The sequence below is a fragment of the Streptomyces sp. NPDC047072 genome, from assembly GCF_040643855.1.
Taxonomy (GTDB): domain Bacteria; phylum Actinomycetota; class Actinomycetes; order Streptomycetales; family Streptomycetaceae; genus Streptomyces.
Genome location: NZ_JBEYVC010000162.1, coordinates 1 through 24,187 on the forward strand (window position 1 = coordinate 1; position 24,187 = coordinate 24,187).

Annotated in this window: 27 protein-coding genes and 1 pseudogene; 17 read left to right on the top strand and 11 right to left on the bottom strand. The window is 71.0% G+C overall.

The window, feature by feature from the left end:
- The coding region (locus ABZ896_RS41630; RefSeq protein WP_360940760.1) for a PEP/pyruvate-binding domain-containing protein at nucleotides 1-1,472 on the bottom strand (1,472 nt) is incomplete at its 3' end.
- A gap of 182 nt (nucleotides 1,473-1,654) precedes the next feature.
- Here ABZ896_RS41630 and ABZ896_RS41635 point away from each other — a divergent pair.
- Genes ABZ896_RS41635 through ABZ896_RS41645 form a run of 3 tightly spaced genes read left to right on the top strand, consistent with a single transcriptional unit; the run spans nucleotide 1,655 to nucleotide 5,260 of the window.
- On the top strand, nucleotides 1,655-2,893 hold the full coding sequence (locus ABZ896_RS41635; RefSeq protein ID WP_360940762.1) for an ATP-grasp domain-containing protein: 1,239 nt from the start codon (nucleotides 1,655-1,657) through the stop codon (nucleotides 2,891-2,893).
- Nucleotides 2,890-4,146, top strand: coding sequence for an MFS transporter (locus ABZ896_RS41640; RefSeq protein ID WP_360940764.1), 1,257 nt, complete (start codon nucleotides 2,890-2,892; stop codon nucleotides 4,144-4,146). Before ABZ896_RS41635 ends, ABZ896_RS41640 begins: the two co-directional genes overlap by 4 nt.
- 37 nt (nucleotides 4,147-4,183) lie before the next feature.
- Nucleotides 4,184-5,260, top strand: a complete 1,077-nt coding sequence (locus ABZ896_RS41645; protein ID WP_360940766.1) for a substrate-binding domain-containing protein — start codon at nucleotides 4,184-4,186, stop codon at nucleotides 5,258-5,260.
- On the opposite strand, the gene ABZ896_RS41650 is transcribed toward ABZ896_RS41645, so the two are convergent.
- Nucleotides 5,244-5,693 carry a MarR family transcriptional regulator gene (locus ABZ896_RS41650; RefSeq protein ID WP_360940768.1) on the bottom strand — a complete coding sequence of 150 codons (450 nt, stop codon included), beginning with the start codon at nucleotides 5,691-5,693 and terminating at the stop codon, nucleotides 5,244-5,246. The genes ABZ896_RS41645 and ABZ896_RS41650 overlap by 17 nt on opposite strands.
- 218 nt (nucleotides 5,694-5,911) lie before the next feature.
- A complete protein-coding gene (locus ABZ896_RS41655; RefSeq protein WP_360940770.1) occupies nucleotides 5,912-6,391 on the bottom strand; it encodes a MarR family transcriptional regulator in 480 nt (159 codons plus the stop codon).
- Between the two features lie 297 nt (nucleotides 6,392-6,688).
- On the opposite strand from ABZ896_RS41655, the gene urtA reads away from it, so the two are divergent.
- The 6 genes from urtA (at nucleotide 6,689) to ABZ896_RS41685 (ending at nucleotide 12,183) form a co-directional block, all read left to right on the top strand.
- On the top strand, nucleotides 6,689-7,942 hold the full coding sequence (urtA, locus tag ABZ896_RS41660; protein WP_360940772.1) for an urea ABC transporter substrate-binding protein: 1,254 nt from the start codon (nucleotides 6,689-6,691) through the stop codon (nucleotides 7,940-7,942).
- 77 nt (nucleotides 7,943-8,019) lie between these two features.
- A complete protein-coding gene (gene urtB / locus ABZ896_RS41665) occupies nucleotides 8,020-8,904 on the top strand; it encodes an urea ABC transporter permease subunit UrtB (protein WP_360940774.1) in 885 nt (294 codons plus the stop codon).
- Nucleotides 8,901-10,007: an urea ABC transporter permease subunit UrtC gene (gene urtC / locus ABZ896_RS41670; RefSeq protein WP_360940776.1), complete on the top strand. Its 1,107-nt coding sequence runs from the start codon at nucleotides 8,901-8,903 to the stop codon at nucleotides 10,005-10,007. The genes urtB and urtC overlap by 4 nt, the downstream gene beginning before the upstream one ends.
- Entirely contained in the window at nucleotides 10,004-10,789 is a 786-nt protein-coding gene (gene urtD / locus ABZ896_RS41675) for an urea ABC transporter ATP-binding protein UrtD (protein ID WP_360940780.1), read from the top strand. Before urtC ends, urtD begins: the two co-directional genes overlap by 4 nt.
- Before the next feature lie 4 nt (nucleotides 10,790-10,793).
- On the top strand, nucleotides 10,794-11,486 hold the full coding sequence (urtE, locus tag ABZ896_RS41680) for an urea ABC transporter ATP-binding subunit UrtE (RefSeq protein WP_360940782.1): 693 nt from the start codon (nucleotides 10,794-10,796) through the stop codon (nucleotides 11,484-11,486).
- 58 nt (nucleotides 11,487-11,544) lie between these two features.
- On the top strand, nucleotides 11,545-12,183 hold the full coding sequence (locus ABZ896_RS41685; protein ID WP_360940784.1) for a hypothetical protein: 639 nt from the start codon (nucleotides 11,545-11,547) through the stop codon (nucleotides 12,181-12,183).
- A 5-nt stretch (nucleotides 12,184-12,188) separates the two neighbouring features.
- On the opposite strand, the gene ABZ896_RS41690 is transcribed toward ABZ896_RS41685, so the two are convergent.
- The 3 genes and pseudogenes from ABZ896_RS41690 to ABZ896_RS41700 form a co-directional block, all read right to left on the bottom strand.
- On the bottom strand, nucleotides 12,189-12,860 hold the full coding sequence (locus ABZ896_RS41690; protein WP_360940786.1) for a PaaI family thioesterase: 672 nt from the start codon (nucleotides 12,858-12,860) through the stop codon (nucleotides 12,189-12,191).
- 108 nt (nucleotides 12,861-12,968) lie between these two features.
- Entirely contained in the window at nucleotides 12,969-13,979 is a 1,011-nt protein-coding gene (locus tag ABZ896_RS41695) for an alcohol dehydrogenase catalytic domain-containing protein (RefSeq protein ID WP_360940788.1), read from the bottom strand.
- A pseudogene (locus tag ABZ896_RS41700) lies at nucleotides 13,972-14,269 on the bottom strand (hypothetical protein). The gene ABZ896_RS41695 and the pseudogene ABZ896_RS41700 overlap by 8 nt, the downstream one beginning before the upstream one ends.
- Nucleotides 14,270-14,349: 80 nt before the next feature.
- Here ABZ896_RS41700 and ABZ896_RS41705 point away from each other — a divergent pair.
- On the top strand, nucleotides 14,350-14,958 hold the full coding sequence (locus ABZ896_RS41705; protein ID WP_360940790.1) for a TetR/AcrR family transcriptional regulator: 609 nt from the start codon (nucleotides 14,350-14,352) through the stop codon (nucleotides 14,956-14,958).
- 9 nt (nucleotides 14,959-14,967) lie between these two features.
- On the opposite strand, the gene ABZ896_RS41710 is transcribed toward ABZ896_RS41705, so the two are convergent.
- Nucleotides 14,968-15,321, bottom strand: a complete 354-nt coding sequence (locus ABZ896_RS41710; RefSeq protein WP_360940792.1) for a hypothetical protein — start codon at nucleotides 15,319-15,321, stop codon at nucleotides 14,968-14,970.
- A 59-nt stretch (nucleotides 15,322-15,380) separates the two neighbouring features.
- Here ABZ896_RS41710 and ABZ896_RS41715 point away from each other — a divergent pair, with 59 nt between their 5' ends.
- Nucleotides 15,381-16,133, top strand: coding sequence for an SDR family oxidoreductase (locus tag ABZ896_RS41715; protein WP_360940794.1), 753 nt, complete (start codon nucleotides 15,381-15,383; stop codon nucleotides 16,131-16,133).
- Nucleotides 16,134-16,185: 52 nt separating this feature from the next.
- Here the strand turns inward: ABZ896_RS41715 and ABZ896_RS41720 are convergent, their stop codons facing one another.
- Nucleotides 16,186-17,001 (bottom strand): IclR family transcriptional regulator, encoded by an 816-nt coding sequence (locus ABZ896_RS41720; protein WP_360940796.1) that lies wholly within the window; start codon nucleotides 16,999-17,001, stop codon nucleotides 16,186-16,188.
- A gap of 86 nt (nucleotides 17,002-17,087) precedes the next feature.
- Here ABZ896_RS41720 and ABZ896_RS41725 point away from each other — a divergent pair, with 86 nt between their 5' ends.
- The 3 genes from ABZ896_RS41725 (at nucleotide 17,088) to ABZ896_RS41735 (ending at nucleotide 19,386) form a co-directional block, all read left to right on the top strand.
- Nucleotides 17,088-17,654, top strand: coding sequence for a carboxymuconolactone decarboxylase family protein (locus tag ABZ896_RS41725; protein WP_360940798.1), 567 nt, complete (start codon nucleotides 17,088-17,090; stop codon nucleotides 17,652-17,654).
- 84 nt (nucleotides 17,655-17,738) lie between these two features.
- Nucleotides 17,739-18,587 carry a fumarylacetoacetate hydrolase family protein gene (locus ABZ896_RS41730; protein WP_360940800.1) on the top strand — a complete coding sequence of 283 codons (849 nt, stop codon included), beginning with the start codon at nucleotides 17,739-17,741 and terminating at the stop codon, nucleotides 18,585-18,587.
- Between the two features lie 13 nt (nucleotides 18,588-18,600).
- Nucleotides 18,601-19,386, top strand: a complete 786-nt coding sequence (locus ABZ896_RS41735) for an SDR family oxidoreductase (protein WP_360940802.1) — start codon at nucleotides 18,601-18,603, stop codon at nucleotides 19,384-19,386.
- A gap of 1 nt (nucleotide 19,387) precedes the next feature.
- Here the strand turns inward: ABZ896_RS41735 and ABZ896_RS41740 are convergent, their stop codons facing one another.
- Both ABZ896_RS41740 and ABZ896_RS41745 read right to left on the bottom strand, forming a co-directional pair.
- The gene (locus ABZ896_RS41740; protein WP_360940804.1) at nucleotides 19,388-19,537 is read right to left on the bottom strand and encodes a hypothetical protein; all 150 of its coding nucleotides are present in this window, start codon (nucleotides 19,535-19,537) and stop codon (nucleotides 19,388-19,390) included.
- A gap of 71 nt (nucleotides 19,538-19,608) precedes the next feature.
- The gene (locus ABZ896_RS41745) at nucleotides 19,609-20,517 is read right to left on the bottom strand and encodes an AraC family transcriptional regulator (protein ID WP_360940806.1); all 909 of its coding nucleotides are present in this window, start codon (nucleotides 20,515-20,517) and stop codon (nucleotides 19,609-19,611) included.
- Between the two features lie 88 nt (nucleotides 20,518-20,605).
- On the opposite strand from ABZ896_RS41745, the gene ABZ896_RS41750 reads away from it, so the two are divergent.
- Nucleotides 20,606-21,610 carry an aldo/keto reductase gene (locus tag ABZ896_RS41750; RefSeq protein WP_360940808.1) on the top strand — a complete coding sequence of 335 codons (1,005 nt, stop codon included), beginning with the start codon at nucleotides 20,606-20,608 and terminating at the stop codon, nucleotides 21,608-21,610.
- A 22-nt stretch (nucleotides 21,611-21,632) separates the two neighbouring features.
- Here the strand turns inward: ABZ896_RS41750 and ABZ896_RS41755 are convergent, their stop codons facing one another.
- Nucleotides 21,633-22,277 carry a DUF6629 family protein gene (locus tag ABZ896_RS41755; RefSeq protein WP_360940814.1) on the bottom strand — a complete coding sequence of 215 codons (645 nt, stop codon included), beginning with the start codon at nucleotides 22,275-22,277 and terminating at the stop codon, nucleotides 21,633-21,635.
- An 81-nt stretch (nucleotides 22,278-22,358) separates the two neighbouring features.
- Here ABZ896_RS41755 and ABZ896_RS41760 point away from each other — a divergent pair, with 81 nt between their 5' ends.
- Both ABZ896_RS41760 and ABZ896_RS41765 read left to right on the top strand, forming a co-directional pair.
- Complete coding sequence (locus tag ABZ896_RS41760) at nucleotides 22,359-23,120, top strand: DUF2071 domain-containing protein (RefSeq protein WP_360940810.1); 762 nt, start codon at nucleotides 22,359-22,361, stop codon at nucleotides 23,118-23,120.
- 162 nt (nucleotides 23,121-23,282) lie between these two features.
- A partial coding sequence (locus ABZ896_RS41765) for a glycerophosphodiester phosphodiesterase family protein (RefSeq protein ID WP_360940812.1) occupies nucleotides 23,283-24,187 on the top strand: 905 nt, incomplete at its 3' end.

The window sequence follows — 24,187 nt, forward strand, 5'->3', positions numbered from 1 at the left end:
GTGGCCGCGGCTCCTCCGACCTGTTCAGCGGCCAGGAGTACGGCGGCGGTGGCGAGGGTGCGCTCCAGGGCGGATCCGGGAGATGACCAGAACCCGGCCGGCTGGTCGTCCCGTCTGCGGGCGGTCACGGGACGGACCTGCACGAGGTGCAGCCCCGCCGCGTCGGCCGCCCACTCGACGTCCACCTCGCAGCCGCGCTGTTCCCGCAACCGGCGGCAGACGTCGGCCACTTCGGCGAGCAGCGGGTCGTCGAGGGGGTCGCCGGGCGCGGCCGTCAGCCGCCGTGGTACGGCCACCCCGGCGACCAGTTCCTCGGCGAGCCCCTCGGTGTACTCGATCTCCACGGACTCGGACGCCCCGTCGAGGCCGGTGAAGGCCACGCCCGCCAGGGTCGGCCGGACCAGCCGCTGGACGATCACCGCGAGCCGGGGTTCCGGATCGAAGTCCCCGGCGCGCACCCGGGCCGCCACCGCGGTGCCGGCGTAGTGGGAGCGCCAGCACTCGGCGACCGCGTCGACCACCCCGTCGACTCCGCGCACACCGAGCACGCTGCGGTGCACCCCGGCGAGGCTGCTGGTGGCGCCGTCCTCGGCGAGGCCGGAGGAGCGGACGGCGAACTCGCCCTGCTCCGGGTCGCCGAACAGGTCGTGCAGCCGGGCGGCGAGGAGGTCGCGCAGGTCCGCGGGGACGGTGATGCCCGCCACCGCGGACTCGATGCCGGCGGTCAGCTCGGTGAAGAACGCGCCGACGGTCGCGCGCATCTCCTCGAAGAGGGCGCCGAGTTCGCCGCGCGCCGCGTCACCGAGCGCCCGGGTGAACTCGCCCGCCGGGACGGCGAAGGCGGGCGGCACCCGGTGGGTCCGCGAGGCCAGGGCGAGCGAGGCGAACTTGTGGCCGACCTCCTCGGGGCTCACGTCGGTGCCGAGGCCGGGCAGCCGCTGCCGGGCGAGCTGGCGGTCGAAGTCCTTGTGGATGTCGCTGGCCCGCGGGCCGACCGCGCCCTGGTACTTGCCGTCGTACAGCTCGATCTCGCCCTGCGGGCGCCACCACATCATCTGCCCGATGGTCATGCCCGGGTACACCCGGACCCGGTTGACCGTGTAGAGCTGGAGGGTCCACTGACCCTCGTAGCCGATGTCCCCGAGGCTCGCGGAGAGGTTGATGAACAGGCCGAGCCGGGCAACGGACGAGCGGGCGGCGAAGGTCGGGGCGTAGTGGCGGCTGCCGAGGACCTCCTGGGTGTGGGCGAGGTAGAGGCGGCCCGGCTCCAGGACGAAGCCCTCGTCGTCCATCTCGATGTCGTCGCAGGCGTTCTCGCGGCGCGGGTCCAGCGGCGTCTCGGAATAGACCCGAAGGCGGCTGCCGAGCCGGAAGTTGTAGCTGTTCGGGTTGACCTGCTCGGGGGTGAACGGCTCGATGGTGATGCGCTGGTTGACGCGTTCCCGCGCGATCTCGCTTCCGGTCAGGATCACAGGCGCGCTCCTCGCGAACGGAGTACTTTCGCCAGAAAGTATTTTGGCGCGGGAATCGATGTCAACGATTCCACGGCACGCTCAGCAAATGTAACTTCGCGGAAACTTGGGCAGGTTGACAGCCTCTCGCCGCACAGAAAATAGTTCCTCCAGGAAACACCTCCGCGGCCTGAGAGGTACACATGGCGCACATCGCGTTCCTGGAGACCAACACCACCGGCAGCGGCTACGAGGCGATCGCCGCGGCCAGGCGCGCCGGGCACCGCGTCACCTTCGTCACCCGTGACATCCAGGCCTATCTGGATCCGGGCCAGCTCCAGCTGGACACCGGCCTGATCGACGACGTGGTGCGCACCGAGACCAACGACCCGGACCAGGTGGTCGCCGCGCTGACCCCGCTGCTGCCCGGGCTCGACGCGCTCATCTCGGTCGGCGAGTGGCACATGATCAGCGGCGCGGAGTCGGCGCACCGCCTGGGGCTGCCGGGGCAGGCACCCGCCTCGGTGCGCGCGGCCCGCATCAAGTCCCTTCAGCGCCAGGCCTGTTCGGACGCCGGCGTGCCGATCCCGGCCTTCGCCGTCGCCCGCACCCCCGAGGAGGCCGCCGCCGCGGCCACGGCCCGGGGCTTCCCCTGCATCGTCAAGCCCGTGGACTACGGCGGCAGTTACGGCGTACGGCTGTGCCACAGCGCCGAAGAGGTGGTGCGGCACGGCGAGTTTCTGCACTCGGTCACGCACAACCAGCGCGACCAGCGGATGTCCGAGGAGATCCTCGTCGAGGAGTATCTGGAGGGCCCCGAGATCAGCCTGGAGACCCTCACCTTCGACGGCGAGACGCGCTTCCTGGCCATCACGCAGAAGGTCACGGTGCCGCCACCCGCCTTCTACGAGACCGGGCACGCCCTGCCCGCCGTCCTCGACCCGGCGCTCGAGGCGGAGTGCCGCCGGATCACGCTCGACGCGCTGGACGCGATCGGCTACGTCTTCGGCGCCGGGCACATCGAGCTGAAGCTGACCGCCGACGGGCCGAAGCTCATCGAGGTCAACTGCCGTCCGGCGGGCGACCGGATCACCCATCTCCTCAACCGGGCGCTCGACGTCGACCCGACCGAGCTGCTGATCGAGATGTACCTCGGCATCGCGCCCGACCGGGTCCCGGAGCCGGCCCGTGGCGCGGCCATCGTCTTCCTGCCCAGCCCCGGCGGCCGGGTGGTCGCGGTGGAGGGCCTCGAACGGGCCCGCGCCGTGCCGGGGGTGGAGGACGTCTCCCTGTACGTCGGCCCGGGCGACGTGCTGGCGCCGCCCACCAACAACAACGACCGGCTGGGCTATGTGACCGCCACCGGTCCCGACTCGGTCGCCGCGCTGGCCGCGGCCACCACCGCGGCCGAGTCGATCCTGGTCAAGATGGAGGCGGAGTGAGGCTGCTCGCCCGGTACACCGACGGGATGACCCGGCCGATCGCCCTGGTCTGCCTGGGCATCTTCGTCAACCGGCTCGGCGGGTTCTTCGTCCTCTTCCTCACCCTGGTCCTCGCCGAACGCGGCTACGACACGCACCAGATCACCCTGGCCCTGATCGTGGTGGCGACGGCGGGGGTACTCGGTGCCGCCGCGGCCGGTCCGGTGGCGGCCCGGGTCGGGGTCCGTACGGCACTGCTGCTGACGGGGGCGACGACCGCGGCCGGTGCCTTCGTGTGCGCCGCGGTCGAGGGGTTCGCGCCCACCGTCGTGCTGGCCGCGCTGGTCTCGGCCGGCGTGCAGGCGTACTCGCCGCTGGCGCAGACCGTGGTGGGCACCGAGGCGGCTCCCGAGCGCAGGGTGGCGATGTTCGCGGTCTACCGGCTCTGCCTCAACGTGGGCGCCAGTGCCGGACCGGTCCTCGGCGCCGTCCTGCTGTCCTGGTCGCCGGCGGCCGTACTGGTCGGCAACGGCCTGGCCGCCACCGTGGCGACCCTGCTCGTCCTGCCGCTGCCGCGCGCCGCCGTCCGTGCGGCCCAGGACCCCGCGGGCGCGGGACCCGTGGCGGTCCGCGCCCGGGTCAGCCGTGAGTTCGCGGCGGCCGCCGTGGTACTGAGCGTGGCCTCGCTGGTCTACGCCCAGCAGACCGGAGTACTGGCCCTGGCCGTCCGCGACTCGGGCTATTCCACCGATGTCTACGGCTGGCTGCTCACCCTGAACGCGGTCCTGGTCATCCTGGTCGAGGTGCCGCTCTCCCGGTACACCGGACGCTGGCGGCGGCGCACCCCGCTGGTCCTCGGCACGGTCTGCGTCTGCGCCGGGTACGCGGTCAACCTGGCCGGGATCTCGCTGCCCGTCCTGGTGCTGGGCGTGCTGGCCTGGACCCTGGGCGAGGTCCTGATGACCCCGGTGGCCGCCGCGTTCGCCACCGAGGCGGCGCCGCCCGGCCAGGAGCCGGTCTACCTGTCCTTCCTCAGCATGTGCCAGACGGTGGGGTACGCGGTCGGCCCGGCCGCGGGCGTGTACGCGTACGGACAGGACACCGCGCTGCCCTGGGCGGTGTGCGCCGTCCTGCTGGTGGTCAGCGCGCCCGCCCTGTACCACCTGCTGCCCCGGGCCCAGTGGGGTGGTCGGACCTCCGAGCATTGTCAAGTCCCCGACACCGGTCTAGGCTCCGTCGACACGGGAGATCCTCAGCAAGGGCGCCGGGGTTGAACTCCACGTACAGCGCGGAATCCCCCGGAGGTGCCCTGTGCACTCGACGGCTGCACGTCTGTCCTCGGACCGACGGGACATCCTTCTCGTCGCCCTTGTGATCCCCTTGCACGGCCCGGCCGGCATCGTCGGTCCGTCGTGCGAACTCTCCGCGCAGCTCGCCGTGGAGGAGCTCAACGCCGCGGGCGGCATCCTGGACCGGGAGGTGCGGCTGGTCGTCGTGGACGGCGGCGCCGAGCCCCGGCGGGTCGCGGACGAGGTGGAGGGGCTGGTCGCGCTGGGCGCGGTGGACGCGGTCGTGGGCTGGCACACCTCCGCCGTACGGCAGGCCCTGGCGCCGCGGATCGCCCACCGGGTGCCGTACATCTACACCGCGCAGTACGAGGGCGGCGAGGAGACCCCCGGCGTGTTCCTCACCGGGGAGACGGACGTCCAGCAACTCGCTCCGGCGATGCGGCTGTTGAGCGAGGCCACGGGGGCACGCCGGTGGTGCACCGTGGGCAGCGACTACGTCTGGCCGCGCGTGACCGCCCGGACGGCCCGGCGGTTCGCCGCGGAGTGCCGGAGCAGCGTGGTGGACGAGGTGTTCGTGCCGCTGGGCACCGAGGAGTTCGGTCCCGCGCTGCGCCGGGTCGAGGCCTGCGGCGCGGACGCGGTCCTGATGCTGCTCCTCGGGGACGACGCGGTGCGCTTCAACCGGGCGTTCACCGCGGCGGGACTGCACCAGCACTGCATACGACTGAGCACCCACATGGACGAGAACCTGTTGCTGGCGACCGGCGCGGAGGCGTCCGAGGGACTGTGGGCGACGGCCGGGTACTTCGACTCCCTGATGACCTCGGAGAGCCTGTCCTTCGGCCACCGGTACGCGCGCCGGTTCGGCGACGAGGCACCGGTCGCGGGGAGCCTGGGCGAGTCCTGTTTCGAGGGCATCCTGCTGCTCGGCGCACTCGCCGAGCAGCGCAGATCCTTAGCGGGGCCGCCCCGCCCCGACGACTCGATCTGCTACGAGGGCCCGCGCGGCGCGCTGCGGCTGCGCGGCAACCATCTGGAGCAACGCCTCTATCTCGCCCGGGCCGACGCCCTGGACTTCGAGATCACCGCGCAGCTCTGACCTGCTCCGCATCCCGCCCCAGGAGGGACTCCAGCCGGGCCAGTCCCTCCAACAGGTCCTGTACACCGGGCAGTTCGGCCAGCACCTGTTCCTGGGTCCCCTGGACCAGCGCCGCCGTCCGCCGGTACCGGGCGCGGCCGCGGGTGGAGAGGTAGACGAGGACGCGTCGGCCGTCGCCGGGGTCCTTGCGGCGGTAGACGAGGGCCGCCGAGACCATCCGGTCCACCAGCTTGGTGAGGCTCGGGGCGGGCATCAGGGCGTACTCGGCGACGTCGGACATGGTGTGCCCGCGGTCGTCCGACAAGAGCGACAGCACCCGCCACTCCTCGACGGAGCAGTTCTCCGGCTCCAGGGCGGCGGCCAGCCGTCGGGTCATCGACCGCTCCGCGGCGCTGAGCAGTCGGGGGAGATCCCGGGGCGGCTCCGACGTCACGTCAACCCCTCCTCGGCAGGTCCGCGGGCAACCGGCTCACAGCGCCGACCCTACCTCCCCCCAGCAGTGGTTTCCAGGGGAAGGACCTGCCGAGAACCGCTTCCGGGCGAGTGACGCCGCCGGGTACCTCCGCGGACCTCACACAGGATCTCCCGATTGCGTTCCCGGGAAAGCAGTGGGGCGGTTACGGCTGAAGCGCCCCGTAAGCTCTCTCCCCCTCAGCGCCCCCGGCCCAGCGCGTCGGAGCCCCGGCCGGGCGCGGCGGCACCGTCCGCGCCGTCGAGGGCGTCGGCGAACCGGGTCAGTTCGAGTTGCAGCCGCTCCGCCTCGTCCTGCGGCACGAGACCGGCCAACTCCGCCCAGTCGGACCGCACTCGGCGGTCGAGTCGCTGCCAGTACTGCCGGCCGCGCGGGGTCAGCCGGGCGAGCACACGGCGCCGGTCGGCGGGGTCGACGCGCCGGTACACGAGGTTCTGGTCGACGAGCTGGTCGACCAGCTTGGTCAGACTGGGCGGTGGCAGGAAGGCGCTGTCGGCGATGGCCGTCATGTTGTGCCCCTGGCCGTCGGAGAGCAGGACCAACACCCGCCACGCCTCCACCGAGCAGTCGAACTCGTCGAGGACGCCCTGGAGTCGGCGGGTGGCGAGACGCTCGGCCCGGGTCAGGGTCCGCAGCAGTTCCTGGGGCCGACTCACCATCGCACTCCTCACACCTCACGTCTGGTGGTACCAGAGTAACCAGAGAACCCGATACTTCCCGCCGGAAGCAAGAATCTCCGTCTTCGCGATGCTTTCGGAGGAGGATTTCCGGCGATCACTCCTTTCCCTTTGTCCGCGATTTTTACTTCCAACAGAAACCATTCATCAATCGCGGCGAAACGCCGGGGAAACAGCAACGGCGCAGTCTGTGACCGCATTTCAGACACCGAGGGTCCCCTCGGACCCTGAACTTCCCCGCTCCTCGTCCCATGCCCCTTGCGGGCAAGGAGGTATTGCATGTCCGGGCTCAGCATCAGCCGTCGCGGTCTCCTCGCCGGCGCCTCCGCCCTCGGCGCCTCCGCCGCTCTCACCGCGTGCGGGGCCAAGACCGGCAGCGACACGTCGTCCGACGCCGGGGCCAAGGCCGACACCTCCGGAAGCACCGTGAAGGTCGGTCTGCTGAACTCGCTCTCGGGCACCATGGCCATCAGCGAGGTCACCGTCCACAACTCGCTGCTCCTGGCGATCAAGGAGATCAACGCCGCCGGCGGCGTCCTGGGCAAGCAGCTCAAGGCCGTCAGCCAGGACGGCGCCTCCGACTGGCCGACCTTCGCGGAGAAGGCCGAGACGCTGATCACCGACGACAAGGTGGTCGCCACCTTCGGCTGCTGGACCTCGGCCAGCCGCAAGGCCGTCAAGCCGGTCTTCGAGCGCTACAAGTCGCTGCTCTACTACCCGGTGCAGTACGAGGGCCTGGAGGAGTCGCCGTACATCTTCTACATCGGCGCCACCACCAACCAGCAGATCGTGCCCGCGCTGGACTACCTCAAGAAGCAGGGCCTGACCAAGCTCTACCTGGTCGGCAGCGACTACGTCTTCCCGCGCACCGCCAACAAGATCATCAAGGCGTACGCGAAGGCCAACGGCATGACGGTGGTCGGCGAGGACTACGCGCCGCTGGGCTCCACGGAGTTCAGCACCATCGTCAACAAGGTCAAGGACTCCGGCGCCGACGCAGTGTTCAACACCCTCAACGGCGACAGCAACGTGGCCTTCTTCAAGGAGTACAAGTCCTCGGGGCTCACCGCGAAGAGCATGCCGGTGCTGTCGGTGTCGATCGCCGAGGAGGAGGTCAAGAGCATCGGGACGCAGTACCTGGAAGGCCAGTTGACCGCCTGGAACTACTACGAGACGACGCCGGGCGCGGCCAACAAGAAGTTCGTGGCCGCCTACCAGGCCGCGTACGGCAAGGGCAAGCCGACCAGTGACCCGATGGAGGCCGCGTACATCTCGGTCTACCTCTGGAAGGAGATGGTCGAGAAGGCCGGCTCCTTCGACGTCGCCAAGGTGAAGGCGGCCTCCGACGGCATCGAACTGGACGCCCCCGAGGGCAAGGTGACCGTCGACGGCGCCTCCCAGCACGTCTACAAGACGGCCCGGATCGGCAAGGTCGGCTCCGACGGCCTGATCGAGGAGGTCTGGAACTCCGGCAAGCCGATCAAGCCGGACCCGTTCCTGAAGAGCTACTCCTGGGCCTCCGGCCTTTCCTGAACGGCCTTGCCCGGCCTCTTGGTTGAGGCCGGGCCCCCGGACAGCCCGCACGCCCGTCCCCGACCCGGAGCCGCTTCATGACGGTCATCCTCAGCCAGACCTTCACCGGCATCAGTATCGGTGCCGTCCTTCTTCTCATCGCCCTCGGACTGACTCTGACGTTCGGTCAGATGGGCGTGATCAACATGGCGCACGGCGAGTTCATCATGGCCGGTGCCTACACGACGTACGTCCTGCAGAAGTCCATCAGCAGCGCGGGCGTCTCCCTGCTCGTCGCGCTCCCGTTGGCGTTCCTCGTCTCCGGCGCCCTGGGCGCGCTGTTGGAGTGGCTGCTCATCCGGCGCCTGTACACCAGGCCGTTGGACACCCTGCTGGTCACCTGGGGCGTCTCGCTGATGCTCCAGCAGCTCGCGCGGGACATCTTCGGCGCGCCCAACGTGCAGACCAATGCCCCGAACGTGCTCACCGAGAACATCTCGCTCGGTGACGTCACGCTGGCCAACAACCGGCTGTTCATCCTGGGGTTGGCCCTGCTGTGCGTGCTAGGCATCACGCTGGTGCTGCGGCTGACGCCGCTGGGCCGCCGGATCCGCGCGGTGGTGCAGAACCGGGACCTCGCCGAGGTCTCCGGCATCGCCACCGAACGGGTGGACCGTACGACCTTCTTCATCGGCTCGGGCCTCGCGGGCGTGGCCGGTGTCGCGCTCACCCTGGTCGGGCCGATCGGTCCGACGATGGGCACCAACTACATCGTCGACGCCTTCCTCGTCGTGGTCGTGGGCGGCATCGGGCAGTTGAAGGGCAGTGTGATCACCGCGTTCGTGCTCGGTGTGCTCCAGGCGGTCCTGGAGTACTCGACGACGGTCAGCGTCGCGAAGGTCGTCGTGCTGGTGGCGATCGTCGCCTTCCTCCAGTGGCGCCCCCAGGGCCTGTACACCCTTCGCACCCGGAGCCTGGCATGACGACACTCACCGAACGCTTCCGTGTCCCGGCCGCCTTCCTCCTCGGCGCGGTCCTCCTGTTGGGCGTGGCCCCGGTCGCCCTCTCCGACTTCCGGCTCTCCCTGCTCTCCAAGTACCTCTGCTTCGCGATCGTCGCCGTCGGCGTCAGCCTCGCCTGGGGCCGCGGCGGTCTGATGGTGCTCGGACAGGGCGTCTTCTTCGGCCTCGGCGGCTACGCCATGGCCATGCACCTCAAGCTCACGGACGCCGCCGCCACCGGCCAGAAGCTCCCCGACTTCATGCAGCTGTACGGCACTTCGGACGCGCTGCCGTGGTGGTGGAAGCCGTTCGCCAACCCGCTGTTCGCCATCGCCATGACGATGGTGCTGCCGATGGCGGTCGCCGCGGTCCTCGGCTTCTTCGTCTTCCGCCGCCGGGTCAAGGGCGCGTACTTCGCGATCCTCAGCCAGGCGCTCGCCGCCGCCCTGTCCATCTGGCTGGTCGGCCAGCAGGCCACCACCGGCGGCACCAACGGACTCACCGACATCCAGGGCTTCTTCGGCTACTCGCTGGACGACCCGGTCAACCTGAAGATGGTGTACTTCATCATCGCCGCCGTCCTGCTCCTGCTGATGGCGCTGGCCCGCCAGCTGTTCGTCAGCCGCTACGGCGAACTCCTGGTCGCCGTACGGGACTCGGAGGAGCGGGTGCGCTTCCTCGGGTACGACCCGGCGATGGTCAAGCTCGTCGCGTACGTCGTCGCCGCGGGCATGGCCGGTCTCGCGGGCGCGCTCTTCGTGCCGGCGGTCGGGATCATCTCCCCCGCGCTGATCGGCATCGTGCCGTCGATCGGCTTCGTGATCGGCGCGGCGGTCGGCGGACGGGCCTCGCTGGTCGGCTCGGTGCTCGGCGCGATCGCCGTGGCCTGGGCGCAGAGCACGCTGTCGGACGAGTTCCCGGCCGCGTGGACATACCTCCAGGGCCTGCTGTTCGTGCTGGCGGTCGGCTTCCTGCCGGGCGGCCTGGCCTCGCTGACGGTGTATCTGCGCAGGCGGCGCGAGCGGCCTCGTACGGCACCCGTGGTGGAAGAACCGGTTCCGGTGACGGTGGGAGAGACGGTATGAGCGGCGAGGGTCTGACGATCCGCGATCTGAGGGTCACCTTCGACGGCTTCACCGCGGTCGACGGCGTGGACCTCGACATCCACCCCGGCGACCTGCGCTTCCTCATCGGCCCGAACGGCGCCGGAAAGACGACCCTGGTCGACGCCGTCACCGGGCTGGTGAAGGCGACCGGTTCGGCGCGCTTCGGCGACCAGGAGCTGCTGGGCAGGCCGGTGCAGAAGATCGCCCGCACGGGCATCGGCCGTACGTTCCAAACGGCAACGGTGTTCGAGGAGTTGACGGTCCTTCAGAACCTGGACATCGCGGCGGGCGCGGGCCGGGGCGTGTGGACCATGCTGCGGCGCCGCAAGGACGTGCCCGAGCCGGTCGAGAGGGCGCTGGAGACGATCGGCCTGTCCGAGCTGCGCGACCGGCCGGCCGGGGTGCTCGCGCACGGGCAGAAGCAGTGGCTGGAGATCGGCATGCTGCTCGTCCAGGACGTACGGCTGCTGCTGCTCGACGAGCCCGTCGCCGGGATGAGCCACGACGAACGGCAGGCGACCGGCGAGCTGTTGCAGCGGATCAGCGAGGAGCGGACCGTCGTCGTCATCGAGCACGACATGGACTTCATGCGCGCCTTCGCCCGCAGCGTCAGCGTCCTGCACGGCGGCAAGGTGCTGAGCGAGGGCACGGTCGCCGAGGTGCAGGCGGACGCAAAGGTGCAGGAGGTCTACCTGGGGCGCGCCTCCGAATCCGCGGTCGAGGCCGCCGTCGAGCCCGCCGTAGAGACTCAGGAGGCCTGACGCCATGCTGGAGATCAAGAACGTCCGGGCCGGTTACGACCGTTCCAACGTGCTGCACGACGTCACGGTCGCCGTGCCGAAGGACGGGGTGGCCGCGGTGCTCGGGCACAACGGCGCCGGCAAGAGCACGCTGTTGCGCGCCGCGATGGGCCTGTTGAAGCCGAAGAGCGGCCAAGTCCTGCTGGACGGCGAGGACATCACCCGGTTGGCGCCGCACCAGCGGGTCGCGCGCGGGATGGCGTACGTCCCGCAGGGCCAGCAGTCGTTCCCGCACCTGACCACCGCCGAGAACCTCCAACTCGTCGCGGACGGCCGCAAGGGCGGCAAGGAGGCGGTCGCCGAGGCGCTCGACCTCTTCCCCGTCCTGCGGGAGCTGTCCGGGCGCCGGGCTGGTCTGCTCTCGGGCGGACAGCGGCAGCAACTGGCCATCGCCCGGGCCCTGATCACCGCTCCGCGGCTCCTTCTGCTCGACGAACCGACCGAGGGGATCCAGCCCTCGGTGGTCGCCGAGATCGAGGAGACGATCCTCGCGCTGACCCGACGCGGCGGCCTGTCCGTCCTCCTCGTAGAACAGCACGTCGGCTTCGCCATGCGGGCCGCGGAGCGGTACTACGTCCTGGAGGCGGGCCGGGTGACGTCGTCCGGGGAGGGCGGGACGGCTTCCGAGGCGCTTGTGCGGGAGGCGCTGAGCGTGTGAGCCGGGTGGGGGGCCGGGTTTCCCGAGGGCCACTGGTCGGATCAGTAGGGTCGTCGCCATGCGTGATGTGCGGGTGGTGTTGATCGGCGGTACGTCGAACGTCGGGAAGTCGACCGTTGCCCAAGTGGTGGCGGATCGGCTCGAGTTCGCGTACCTGAGCACCGACGGGCTGGCCCGGCACCCCGGGCGCCCCTGGAGGACCCCGGAGCGGGAGGTGCCGGCGCATGTCGCCGAGCACTACGCATCACTCACGGTCGACGAACTGATCACCTCCGTCCTCGGCCACTACGACCGGCTGTGGCCCCGCATCGAAGAGCTGATCACCGCCCATGCGGCCGAGGGCGGCGGCAGGAAGGGCCTGGTCCTGGAAGGCTCGGCCCTCTGGCCCGTCCGCGTCGCGAGTCTGCGGGTCCCGCGCACGGCTGCCGTGTGGCTCACCGCGGACAACACCCTGCTACGGGCCCGCATCCACGCAGGGGGCTGCTACGAGGCGGCTACCGACGAGGAACGGCACCTGATGGACAAGTTCCTGGCCCGCACCGAGCGCTACCAGGCCCACATGATCGATGCCGTCGACAGGTTGGGGCTGGATCGTGTCGACGCGGGTGGCGGACAGTCCCCCGCGGTACTGGCTGACGCGGTGCTCGCCGTCGCCGATGCGCAGACCACGGTGGGACGTTCATCCGCCGGACGATGAAGACGTCAGGGCGTTCGCATCCCCGGGAAGAGGGTGCGGGCCTGGTCGGGGGCCGGTGTCACGAAGACCGCCTCGCCCGTGGCCAGGGGTGTGGCCGGGTCCTCCTCGGTGGTGATCGAGCCGGTCACGAAGATCTTGCGGTCGTCGGTGCGGGTCACGCGGGCGAGGATCCGCAGGGGTGTCAACAGGGGTACCGGGCGCCGGTATCGGACCTCCAGGGAGACCGTCAGGCCGGGTGTGCCGGCTGACGCGCAGGCGCGGCCCATCAGTTCGTCCAGGAGCATCGCGCTCATGCCGCCGTGGCCGTAGCCGGGCGGGCCCTCGTGGGCGATGCCGAGGGTGCACTCGCCGAGGAGGCCGTCGGCGGTGGGCGTGATCCGTACAGGTGGGGCCAGCGGGCTGCCGGGGCCGACGACCGGGCTGTACATCCGGGCGCCCGCGGGGAAATCGTCCACGTCGGGGATCTCCGCACGGGCCCGCCGCCGTCCGGTCAGCCGGGCGGTGAGCCGGCGGACTTCGTCGGCCACCCGGTGGAGGGTGTCCGGGGTGGCCGCGGTGCGGACGGTGGCTTCCACGAGGGCGCGCAGTTCGTCGCCGAGGCGGGTGATGGCGGCCTTCCGGTGTTCCAGGTCGTCGTGGGCCGAGGGGGTGGGCGGTTCGGGCAGGGAAAGGTGCATCGGGCTTCTCGGTGAGGTGGGTCGGGGGCGGTCGTCGCGCGAGGGGAAGAGGTCGGGGCGGACGACCCGGTGTCGCGCAAGGGAAGGAGGCCGGGAGGACGACCCGGTTCAGTCGGCCCCGCGGACGAACACCGGCTTCAGGTGCTTCTCCGGGAGCGCCTCCGGCAGGTCCTCCCAGTCGATGACGTGGGAGACGACCCGCTCGGGGGCGACCGTGCCGGACGCGGCGAGGGTGAGCGCGTCGGGGATGTGGGCACGGACGTTGTCGCGGGCGATGCGCAGGGTGACGCCGTTCAAATACATGTCGAGCAGCGGAAGTTCGCCGGGACGGAAGTGGTTGCCCGCGCTCTCGCAGATCCCCTCCGGCACCAGCGCCTTGACCGTCAGGGCCAGTTGATCGACCCGTCCTGTCGCCTCCACGGCGATGTCGAAACCCCGCGGAAGCGGATCCAAGGACTCGGCCGTGACAGCCCCGAACCCCTCGGCGATCTCCCGGCGTTCGGCCACGGGATCGACGTAGAGGACCTCGGAGGCACCCAGCGCACGGGCAATGTCGCACACGTACAGACCGATGCTGCCCCGGGCCACGACCAGGACCCTGCCGCCGGGCCGCGCCTTGAGGTGCGGGGCCACCAGGCGCCAGGCCAGGGACCAGTTGTCGCTGGCGGAGGCCAGGGCGACCGCGTCGAGTCCGGTGGGCAGCGGGACGAGCATGGCGTCCGCGTACGGCACCCGGACCAGGTCGGAGAAGAGCCCGCCCCAACTGCCGCCGATCGGGGCGCCGTACATCGCCATGTGGGGCACGGCGGTGCAGTGCGCGGTCAGCCCGGCCCGACAGCGGTCGCAGGAACCGCAGTTGATGGACCACGGCACCACGACGAGATCGCCGGGCGCTACGGCGGTGACGGCGTCGCCGGCCTCGACGACCCGGGCGACGCACTCGTGGCCGATGGCGAAGGGCGGGTCCAGGAATCCATGTCCGGCGAGGATCGAGGAGTCCACGTCACAGGGGGTCGCGGCGACCGGTGCCACGATCGCCTCCCGCCCGGACTCCACCTTCGGGTCGGGCGCCTCGCGCCACTCGACCGTGCGCCTGGCGACGTAGGTCAGCTCACGCATCACGCCTCCCCTGCTGGGCGAGGGCCACCAGGTCGGCGTACCGGACGACCGAGCCACCCGCACCCCACGTGCCGTCGGGCTGCTCGTGCACCAGCACCCACACCCGCAGGGCGTCGTCGGCGCCCAGTCCTGCGGCGGCCAGCACCGTCTTCGTCGTCTCCTCGACGGAAGAGCGTGGTGTCGGGGGCGCCCTCCCAGCGGAGCAGGACGGCGGCGAGTTCCCGCTGGACGCCGGTGCGGCCCTGCTCGGTCAGGGCTCCGGCCGGGGCCGTGAGGCGGATCATCGGCATGGGCTGCGTACCTCTTCCCGTGGTCTATGACAGTCGTTATAAGTGAGGGTCACGGTAGACTATGACGGCTGTTATAGCCAATGGGTCCAGAAGGGATCGCGTACGTGACCAAGCCCAGCCCGACGCCGCGTGAGCGGATCGTCGCCGGTGCCGCCGACATGATCAGCCGGCGCGGCCTGAACGCGACGAGCATCCGCGAGATGGCCAAGCACGCCCGGGCGCCGCTCGGCTCGACGTACCACTACTTCCCCGAGGGCAAGCAGCAGCTGGCCACGGAGGCCGTGCGGTACACGGGCGCATGGACCTCCCGCGCCCTGCGCAAGGAGCTGGCGGCGGGTCCGGTCGCGGGACTGCGGGCCTTCCTCGCCCTGTGGCGCAAGATCGTCGTCGACAGCGACTTCCGGGCGGGCTGCCCGGTGCTCGCCGTCTCCATCGAGGAGCCGCCCACCGAAGAGACGCCGGCCGCCCTCCTGGCCGCCGCCGACGTCTTCACCGAGTGGGAGACGCTGCTGTCGACCTCGCTGCGCGAGCACGGCGCCGGGCCGGAGCAGGCGGAGCAGCTCGCGACCCTGATCGTCGCGGCCGTCGAGGGCACCGTGGCCATGTGCCGCGCCAAGCGCAGTACCGAGCCCCTCGACCGCACCGCCGAGCAGCTCCAGGCGCTCATCCTCGCCACGATCGAGAAGTGAGGGCGGCCGTCAGGCACCCAGCGCGGCCCGGACGGCCTTGACCCGCTCCTCCGTGAACACCCCGCTCTCCAGCAGCGACAACACGGACAGCACTCCACCGGAGGAGCCCCAGCTCCCCTCGTCGATCACCCGGAAGGTGACCCACCAGGCCGGGGACGGCCACTCCATCCCGCAGGCGTCGGCGAGCGCGGCCAGGACGCGTTCGATCACCTCGGCGCGTACGTCGGGCTGCCATGCGGCGTCCATGACCGCGATGTCGACCGTCATCACGTCGAGTTCCGGCCCCGCGTCCACGAGCAGCCGGCCGCCGATGGCCAGCGCCTCGGCCATCTCGTCGACGCGCCATGGACTCCGCCTCAACAACACGGCTATCGTCCCGACACATCAATGAAAGCAACTTTCACTCATCGAAAGGTGTCGCCATGGGCTGGCTGGGACTCGACCGCAGCAAGGCGCTCGTCATCGGGGCCGGGGGCCTGGGGGCGGCCTGTGTCCGGGGGCTGGCGGCGGCCGGAGCGCGCCTCTCCGTCGCGGACGTGGACGAGTCGAAGCTCAAGGCGCTGCGTGACGATCCGGCGCTCACGGATGCCGAACTGCACCTGTTCCAGGCGGACATGACGACGTCGGCCACCTGCGAGGGCACCGTCAAAGCCGTCTCCGACGAACTCGGCGGGCTCGACGTGCTGGTGCACGCCGTCGGCACCAACGACCGCCGTCCGGTGGTGGAGACCCCGGACGAGGTGTGGGAGCGGATCCTGACCCTGAACCTGTCCAGCGCGTTCTACGCGGGCCGGGCCGCCGGCCGTCTGATGCGCGGGACGGGCGGCAGCATGGTGTTCTTCTCCTCCGTCTCCTCCCGGCTCGCCCACAAGCACCACGCCCCGTACGCGGCGACCAAGGGCGGCCTCGATCAGCTGGTGCGGGTGATGGCCCGGGAGTGGGCGACGGACGGCGTCACCGTCAACGCCGTGGCGCCCGGTTACACGGAGACCGAGCTGACCAGGGAGTACCTGGACCGGCCCGGGATGCGCGAGGAGATGGTCGGTCTCGTCCCGGCCGGGCGGCTGGGCACGCCCGAGGACGTGGTCGGCGCGGTGCTCTTCCTCGCCTCGCGACGGTCGTCGTTCGTCACCGGGCAGGTGCTCTACGTGGACGGCGGCCGCACCCTTGTCTGAACCGGCCTGCCCGCTGCCCGAACCGGCCTCGGCGACCCGCCCGAAGCGGGGCTCAGCGACCGCCGAGCAGCCGGGTGATCTCCCCGCAGGCCTCCAGCAGCGGCGGCCGCAGTTCGCCGAGCAGCCGGTCGAGCGGGAACTCCATCGCGGGCACGGCCACGTTGACCGCGGCCACCACCGCCCCGGTCGCGTCGCTCACGGGAGCGGCCACCGACCGCAGCCCGTAGGCGAGCTCCTCGTCCTGCACGGCCCAGCCCTGCTCGCGGATCTCGCCGAGCGCCCGCTTGAGCGCGCCGAGGGACCTGATGGCGTTGGGGCCGGTCGCCCCGGTGAAGGACCCCTCCCCCAGGCGTTCCTTGAGCTCGCCGTCGTCCAAGCTGCTCAGCAGGACCTTGCCGATCGAGGTGGAGACCGCCGGGAGCCGGGAGCCGACCTGGATGTTGGCCGTCACCAGGTCGTTGTTGCGCAGCCGGACCAGATACAGCACCCGGTCGTCGGAGAGGCTGCCGAGGTTCACCGTCTGGCCGGTCGTCGCGGCGAGGCGGCGCAGCGGTCCGTCGGCCAGTTCGACGAGGTCCAGGCCGCGCAGGGCCGCGAAGCCGAGGGTGAGGACCTTCGGCGCCGGACGGTAGGCGCCGTCGGGGAGTTGCTCCAGGAAGCCCTCGGTCACCAGGGTGGCGGCCATCCGGAAGGCGGTCGGCAGCGGGACGCCGGTCTCGGCCGCCATGTCGGTGAGCTTCATCGCCGGGCGCTGCTCGGAGAAGAGCGCGAGCAGCCGGAGCCCCTTGGCCAGGGCCTCGACGTGGTAGCCGCGCTTCGCTGCGGGGCCGTCCTCGGACGGGGCGGTGGGTTCGGCACGCGGCGGCACTGGCGGCTCGCTTTCAGTACGGGCTTTCATTTCAGCGGTACGGGCTTTCATTCCATGGAAGTCGATATCACAGGACAGGAGAGCATGTGAACGCACGACTGGCCGCACTGTCCCCCGCCGACCTCAACCCGGAACAGCACGCCGTCTACCGGGCCATCACCGGCGGCCCGCGCGCCGACGGGCCGCAGACCTTCCCCCTCACCGACGAAGAGGGCACCCTGCGCGGCCCGTTCAACGCCATGCTGCTGAGCCCGCCCGTGGGCCACGCCGTACAGGCGCTCGGCGCGGCGGTCCGGTACGGCACCGTACTGACCGACCGCGCACGGGAGTTGGCGATCCTCGCCGTGGCCGCGCACTGGAACAGCGCCTTCGAGCGCGAGTCCCACGAAGCCGTCGGTCGTGCGGCCGGTCTCACCGAGCCGGAGCTGAAGGCGCTGCGGGAGGGGACGGCTCCCCCGCTCGACGACCTCGCCGAACGAGCCGTCCTGCAGACCGCCTTCAGCCTCCTGCGGCGCGGCACGCTCGGCGACGACGAGTACGCCGACGCCGTGTCCGCCGTGGGCGAGCGGGGCCTGTTCGAGCTGACGACCCTGGTCGGCTACTACGGCATCCTCGCCCTCCAGCTGCGCGTTTTCACAGGTGAGGGACCTTGACGCCGGGTGACGACCCCTCAATACTCAAGACCGCGTTCACCAAGCGAATCTGACTTTCACTCAGCGAAAGAAAGAAGGGCTACTGTGAGGATCGGTGTACTCGACGGCCGCGCGGTGGTGGTCCGCGGCGATCGCGCCGTGGCCGTCCGTCAAGCCTCGCAGGGACGGCTGCCCGACGACCCGATGGCGCTGTTGGACGAGTGGCCGCGGGTGCGCGACTGGGCGGCCGAACTGCCCGACGACGCCTTCGACTTGACGGTCACCCCGGCCGCGCTCGGCGCCCCGGTGCCGCGCCCCCGGCAGGTGTTCGCGGTGGCCCTCAACTACCCCCCGCACGCGGCGGAGGCCGGGTTCACCCCGCCCGCGGAACCGCTCGTCTTCACCAAGTTCCCGGCCTGCATATCCGGTCCGGACACCACGGTGGCGCTCCCGCCCGGAAAGGTCGACTGGGAGGTCGAACTCGTCGCGGTCGTCGGCCGGGAGACCTACCGGGTGAGCGAGGAGCACGCCTGGGACGCGGTGGCCGGTCTGACCGTCGGCCAGGACCTCTCCGAGCGCGTCACCCAACTCCAGGGAAAGCCCGCTCAGTTCAGCCTCGGCAAGTCCTTCCCCGGCTTCGGGCCGACCGGTCCGGTCCTGGTCACCCCGGACGAGTTCGACGACCCCGACGACCTGGAGATCACCGGGCTGCTCAACAACGAGGCCGTCCAGCACGACCGTACGAAATCCATGATCTTCCCGGTACCGGAACTCATCGCCCGCCTCTCGGCCGTACTGCCTTTGTTCCCAGGGGACTTGGTCTTCACCGGCACCCCGGCCGGGGTCGGCAACCGGATGGACCCGCCGCGTTATCTGACGGCGGACGACGAACTCGTCAGCCGGATCGAGGGCATCGGCGAGATCCGGCAGGGCTTCACCGACGTCCGCCCCTGAACAGGAGTCTCCTATGGCCCAGCAGAACATTCCCCGCCGTTTCGAGGGGCGTACGGTCCTGGTCACCGGCGCCGGGACCGGCTACGGCGCCGAGATCGCCGTCCGGGCGGCGCAGGAAGGTGCCCGGGTCGCCGTGCACTTCCGCAGTTCGGCGGCGGGGGCGGAGAAGACGGTGGCCCGGATCAAGGACGTCGGCGGTGAGGCGTTCACCGTGCAGGCCGACATCGCCGTGCACGCGGAGGTGATCCGCATGGCGGGTGAAGTCTTCGATCGTTTCGGCGGGTTGGACGTGCTGGTCAACAACGTGGGGGACGTGGCGGGCGATCAGATGTCCTGGCGGGACCTCACCGAGGAGTCCGTCGACCATGTGCTCGCGGTGGACGTCAAGGGGACCATGCTGTGTGTGCACGAGTTCGGCTCCCAGATGCTGGAGCAGGGCCACGGGGCGATCGTGAACATCGGCTCGACCGTGATCGTGCGGGGCAGTGCGCGGGCGCCGCAGTACGCCGCCGCGAAGTACGGCATCCTCGGGATCACCAAGTCCTACGCCCAGGCGTTCGCGCCGGTCGTACGGGTCAACACCTTCGCGCCCGGTTTCATCGAGACCGAGACGCTGCTGAACCGGGCGGACTGGAAGGCGGGCCGCCGCGAGGACATGGTCGCCAAGACCCCGATGGGCCGTATCCCGGGCCCGGCCGAACTCGCCGGCACCGCGCTCTTCCTGGCGACCGACGACGCCGCCCACATGACCGGGGTCTACCTCAACGCGGACGGCGGCTTCAACATGATCGGCGCCTGAATCAGGCGGCCTGCTCCGGCTCGACGGCCGTCTTCGCTTCCGCGACCGTCTGCTCCTCGACATCATCGTCACGCTTGCGCTTGGAGGCCAGCTCCTTGGCCTTCGCATCCGAGTACAGACGCATCTCCGCCTCGGTCCGCAGGTCGAACACCGTTGCCTCCTTGGTCAGTTGGCTGTCGCGAATCGCTTTACTTGAACATTACCCGATCATGGCGGGATCCGTCACGGTTTTGCTCCCGCACCGTCGTGCAGCACCGGCACCTCCCCCGCCTCGGCGAGCCGGGTGCGCAGTCGGAACGCGTCCTGGCCGGGCGGGAGGCCGTACGCGCGGCGGTACTCGCGGTTGAACTGGGTGGCGCTGACGTAGCCGACCGCCTGGGCGACCTGGGCCGCCGTCGCGTCGCCCGCGAGCAGTCGGCGCCGGGCCTCCTGGAGCCGCAGGTGCTTCTGGAACCTCACCGGGCTCATGCCGGTGGCCGCCTTGAAGTGCCGGTGCAGGGTGGCCGGGCTCATCCGGGCCATCCCGGCGATGTCGTCGATGCCGAGCGGTTCGGCGTAGTGCTCGCAGATCCAGCGGGCCACGGTACGGATCCGGGAGGTGGCGGAGTCGGCCAGCGACCATTGGCGCATGACGGGCCCGAGGGGGCTGCGCAGCAGCCGGTAGAGGATCTCCTCCTCGATGCGGGGCGCCAGCGGACGGATGTCGTCCGGGGCGCCGAGGAGCTGGATCCACCGGGTGACCGCGTCGACCAGTTCGGGCGCCATCGGCGCGGTGACCGCCGCGGCGGAGGGCGACGCCTGCCCCGTCTCGTCCAGCTCCATCTGCACGGCGGCGAGGGTCGGTCCGTCGAGCCGCATGACGGCGGCGCGGTAGGGCACCTTCTCGAAGACCGCGGTGACCGGCAGGTCGAGGGTGAACAGCGCCATCTCGCCCGGCGGGGTGATCCAGCTCCGCTCGCCCGCCGTGGTGCGCTTGGCGCCGTCGGCGATGAAGCAGATCATCGGCTCGTACGTCACCTCGACCGGCTCGATCAGCTCGTCGAGGGCGACCAGGGAGAGGCGCGGCACGGCGGTCTCGGACCACGGTCCCTGACAGTGCCGTTCGATCGCGTGGGCCAGCCGGTCCAGCATGGAACACACCCTTCGGTGAGAGGATCAGGCAATCTTATGCGATCGGTGCCCCATGCTCTCCGGGCGCCGTGCGCCTAGCGTCGACGGCATGACACAGCACGACAGGAACCTCCCGCACCGCAGGCTCGGCACCCAGGGTCTGGAGGTGGGCGCGGTCGGCCTGGGCACGATGGGCATGACCATGGCCTATGGCGCCCCGGACGAGCAGGGCGGCATCGACACCATCCGGCGCGCGTACGAGCTCGGCGTCACCCTCTTCGACACCGCAGAGCTGTACGGCATGGGTACGGGCAGCAACGAGCAGCTGCTCGGGCGGGCGCTGAAGGACGTCCGCGACGAGGTCGTCCTCGCCACCAAGTTCGGCTTCGACCTGAGCGACCCCACGAAGCTCGGCGCCCTGGACAGCCGCCCCGAGCACATCCGCGAGGTCGCCGAGAACAGCCTGCGCCACCTCGGCACCGACCACATCGACGTCCTCTACCAGCATCGCGTCGACCCGGCCGTCCCCATCGAGGACGTGGCCGGCACGGTCGGCGAGCTGATCGCCGAAGGCAAGGTCCGCTTCTTCGGTCTGAGCGAGGCCGGGCCCGACGTCATCCGCCGCGCGCACGCCGTGCAGCCGGTCTCCGTGCTCCAGACCGAGTACTCGGTGTTCGAGCGGGCGGTCGAGGCCGAGGTGCTCCCGGTGGTGCGCGAGCTGGGCATCGGCTTCGTGCCGTACTCCCCGCTGGGCCGTGGCTTCCTCACCGGCGCCGTCAAGCCCGCCGCCGAGTACCCGGCCGACGACATGCGCAGCTGGGACGAGCGCTGGCAGCCCGGGAACTACGAGAAGAACCTGGCCGCCGTCCGTGACCTGACCGCCCTCGCCGAGAGCAAGGGCATCGCGGTGACCCAGCTGGCGCTGGCCTGGCTGCTGGCCCAGGGTGAGGACATCGTGCCGATCCCGGGCACGCGCAGCCCGCGGCGCCTGGAGGAGAACGTCGACGCCGCGTACGTCACGCTCACCGCCGAGGACCTCGCCCGCATCGCGGAGATCCTCCCGCACGGGGCGGCCGGCGCCCGTTACCCCGCGGACTTCATGCCGACCTGGTAGCGGTACGTCGTCACCCGGGCGCTCAGGACTGCCGTACGGCCGTCTCCTGGGCGCCCTCGGGACGGCGGGCGCGCGTCCAGCCGTACACCACCACCGAGCACAGGGCCGCGAGCGCGCACCAGGTCGACACGAACTCCAGGCGCCACAGGGTCCAGCAGACCAGCGCGCCCGCTCCGGTCAGCGCCCCCAGGCCGACGATCCAGCGGTCGCCGGAGAGCAGCAGGGAGCCGACCGTGGCCACCAGGTAGCCCGCGACGAGGAGTTCGGGGTGCGGCAGCCCGGTGGCGTAGCCGACGGTGTGGCCGCGGATCTCGGCGCGCACGGGGCGGGTGGCGATGCCGTACGCGAGACCGGCGGCGGTCAGCGCGCCCAGGGCCACGAGCGGTGTCACCCGTCGTCTCGCGGCGGGTGTCGCCGTGCACCACACCGCCACCGGCACCCACAGGGCGAGCAGGGGGAGGGCGATGACGGTCCAAGCGACGGTGGCCGGTCCGGTGCCGCCGCCGACGTGCCACACCCGGGCCTCGACCAGTTGGTGCGCGCCGAGCAGCAGCGGCAGCGCGGCGAGCGGCAGGTCGGCGGGGCGCCGGACACGGGCGACGCAGGCCACCCCCACCGACGCGACGGCGGTTCCCGCCACGAGATCGGCCGTCGCACTCCAGCACATGGAAAGCCCATCGGTCGCTTCGGTCATCGGCGCCGACCACGCTAACCGCGCACCGGCGCCTTCTCTGTCACCCTGGGCTGCGTGCCGAACTCCTCTCCCGTCACCCCGGACGCGCCCTCCTCCATAGGTACCCCGCTGCTCACGCAGCAGTGGCTCGATCTCGCGTTCCTGCACTGGGCCGTCGAGCCGGACGTCGTGGCGGGACTGCTCCCGCACGGAACCGTGCCCGACACGCACGACGGGATGACGTACGTCGGCCTGGTCGCCTTCCGGATGCACCGGGTGGGCTGGCTGGGGCTGCCGGGGGTGCCGTATCTCGGGACCTTCCCGGAGACGAACGTGCGGCTGTACTCGGTGGACGCGCACGGGCGGCGCGGGGTGGTGTTCCGGTCGATGGACGCCTCGCGGCTGATCCCGGTGGTGATGGGGCGCGTCGGCTTCCGGCTGCCGTACCTGTGGTCGCGGATGGCGGTGCGGCGGGCCGGGGACACCGTCACCTACACGAGCGCCCGCCGCTGGCCGGGGCCGCGCGGTGCCCGGAGCCGGATCACGGTCCGCACCGGCGAGCCGATCACGGAGCCGACCGACCTGGAGCACTTCCTGACCGCCCGCTGGGGCATGCACAACGCGTTCTTCGGCGGCCCGACGGCGGCCGGCTACCTGCCCAACCACCATCCGCGCTGGCCGCTGCACCGCGCCGAGCTGCTGGAGTGCGAGGAGGACCTGATCGCGGCGGCGGGACTGCCGGCTCCCACAACGGAGCCGGTCAGCGTGCTCTGCTCCCCCGGGGTCCCGGTCCGGCTCGGCCGCCCGGCGCGCCCCGCGGGGATCCCGACGCCCTGACGCCCCCGAAGGCGCTGCGCCTGCGGTACCAGGGGCGGTACCGCTGACCGCCGTGGCGGAATTCCGCGGGCATTCACGACGCGATCATGTCGGCGGGGTTGAACCCCCGTGCGTCCTCACTAGGTTCGGTGGGCGTCCCGTCCCCCACGCAGTGAGGTGACCATGTCGGTACGACCTGTCCTCGTCGGCCTGGCGCTGGTGCTCGCCCTTCCGGGCACCGCGCACGCCACGGCGTACGGCGGCCACGAACCACCCTCCCACAAGCGGCAGTTCGACCTCCAGGCGCACCGCGGCGGACTCGGCATGACGACCGAGGAGTCCCTGGAGGGGTTCGGCAAGGCGATGCGGCTCGGGGTGTCCACGCTGGAACTGGACACCCATGTCACCAAGGACGAGAAGGTCGTGGTCAACCACGACCGGCAGATCAGCGCGGTGAAGTGCCGGGACACGGGCCCGGTCACGGCCGGCGACCCGATGTACCCGTATGTCGGCAAGTACATCAAGGATCTGACGCTGGCTCAGATCAAGACGCTGGACTGCGGCTACCAGCAACTGCCGGGCTTTCCCGAGCAGGAGGTGGTCAAGGGCTTCCGGATGGTCGAGCTGAAGGACGTCCTGAACCTGGTCAAGAGCTACCGGGCCAGGCAGGTCACGCTGAACATCGAGACGAAGGTCGAGGCGGGTGCGCCCGAACAGACCGCGCCACGCGCGCTGTTCGTCCGCCGCGTCCACGAGGAGATCCACCGCTCGGGCATCGAGAGGCAGGTGACGATCCAGTCCTTCGACTGGGGCGCGCTCAAGGCGATGCACCGACTGGCCCCGAAATGGCCCCTGGTGGCGCTCACCAACTACGACTTCCTCCAGGTCGGCAAGCCCGGTGCCTCCCCCTGGCTCGGCGGCATCGACGCCGACGACTACGACGGCGACTTCGTGAAGGCGGCCGCGACGATCCCCGGCGTCAGGGCCCTCTCCGTAGAGGGTCGGGCTGTTCGCCGGCCGTGTCGCGGCCGGTGGCCAGCAGGCGGCCGCGGGTCTCCTCGTAGCCGAGCATGCCCGCGTGCAGTCTG

Coding starts and splice junctions, on each gene's coding strand:
- ABZ896_RS41635 (WP_360940762.1), top strand. CDS start 1,655: ATGGCGCACATCGCGTTCCTGGAGACCAACACCACCGGCAGCGGCTAC.
- ABZ896_RS41655 (WP_360940770.1), bottom strand. CDS start 6,391: ATGGTGAGTCGGCCCCAGGAACTGCTGCGGACCCTGACCCGGGCCGAG.
- urtA (WP_360940772.1), top strand. CDS start 6,689: ATGTCCGGGCTCAGCATCAGCCGTCGCGGTCTCCTCGCCGGCGCCTCC.
- urtB (WP_360940774.1), top strand. CDS start 8,020: ATGACGGTCATCCTCAGCCAGACCTTCACCGGCATCAGTATCGGTGCC.
- urtC (WP_360940776.1), top strand. CDS start 8,901: ATGACGACACTCACCGAACGCTTCCGTGTCCCGGCCGCCTTCCTCCTC.
- urtD (WP_360940780.1), top strand. CDS start 10,004: ATGAGCGGCGAGGGTCTGACGATCCGCGATCTGAGGGTCACCTTCGAC.
- urtE (WP_360940782.1), top strand. CDS start 10,794: ATGCTGGAGATCAAGAACGTCCGGGCCGGTTACGACCGTTCCAACGTG.
- ABZ896_RS41685 (WP_360940784.1), top strand. CDS start 11,545: ATGCGTGATGTGCGGGTGGTGTTGATCGGCGGTACGTCGAACGTCGGG.
- ABZ896_RS41690 (WP_360940786.1), bottom strand. CDS start 12,860: ATGCACCTTTCCCTGCCCGAACCGCCCACCCCCTCGGCCCACGACGAC.
- ABZ896_RS41695 (WP_360940788.1), bottom strand. CDS start 13,979: ATGCGTGAGCTGACCTACGTCGCCAGGCGCACGGTCGAGTGGCGCGAG.
- ABZ896_RS41705 (WP_360940790.1), top strand. CDS start 14,350: ATGGGTCCAGAAGGGATCGCGTACGTGACCAAGCCCAGCCCGACGCCG.
- ABZ896_RS41715 (WP_360940794.1), top strand. CDS start 15,381: ATGGGCTGGCTGGGACTCGACCGCAGCAAGGCGCTCGTCATCGGGGCC.
- ABZ896_RS41735 (WP_360940802.1), top strand. CDS start 18,601: ATGGCCCAGCAGAACATTCCCCGCCGTTTCGAGGGGCGTACGGTCCTG.
- ABZ896_RS41745 (WP_360940806.1), bottom strand. CDS start 20,517: ATGCTGGACCGGCTGGCCCACGCGATCGAACGGCACTGTCAGGGACCG.
- ABZ896_RS41750 (WP_360940808.1), top strand. CDS start 20,606: ATGACACAGCACGACAGGAACCTCCCGCACCGCAGGCTCGGCACCCAG.
- ABZ896_RS41755 (WP_360940814.1), bottom strand. CDS start 22,277: ATGTGCTGGAGTGCGACGGCCGATCTCGTGGCGGGAACCGCCGTCGCG.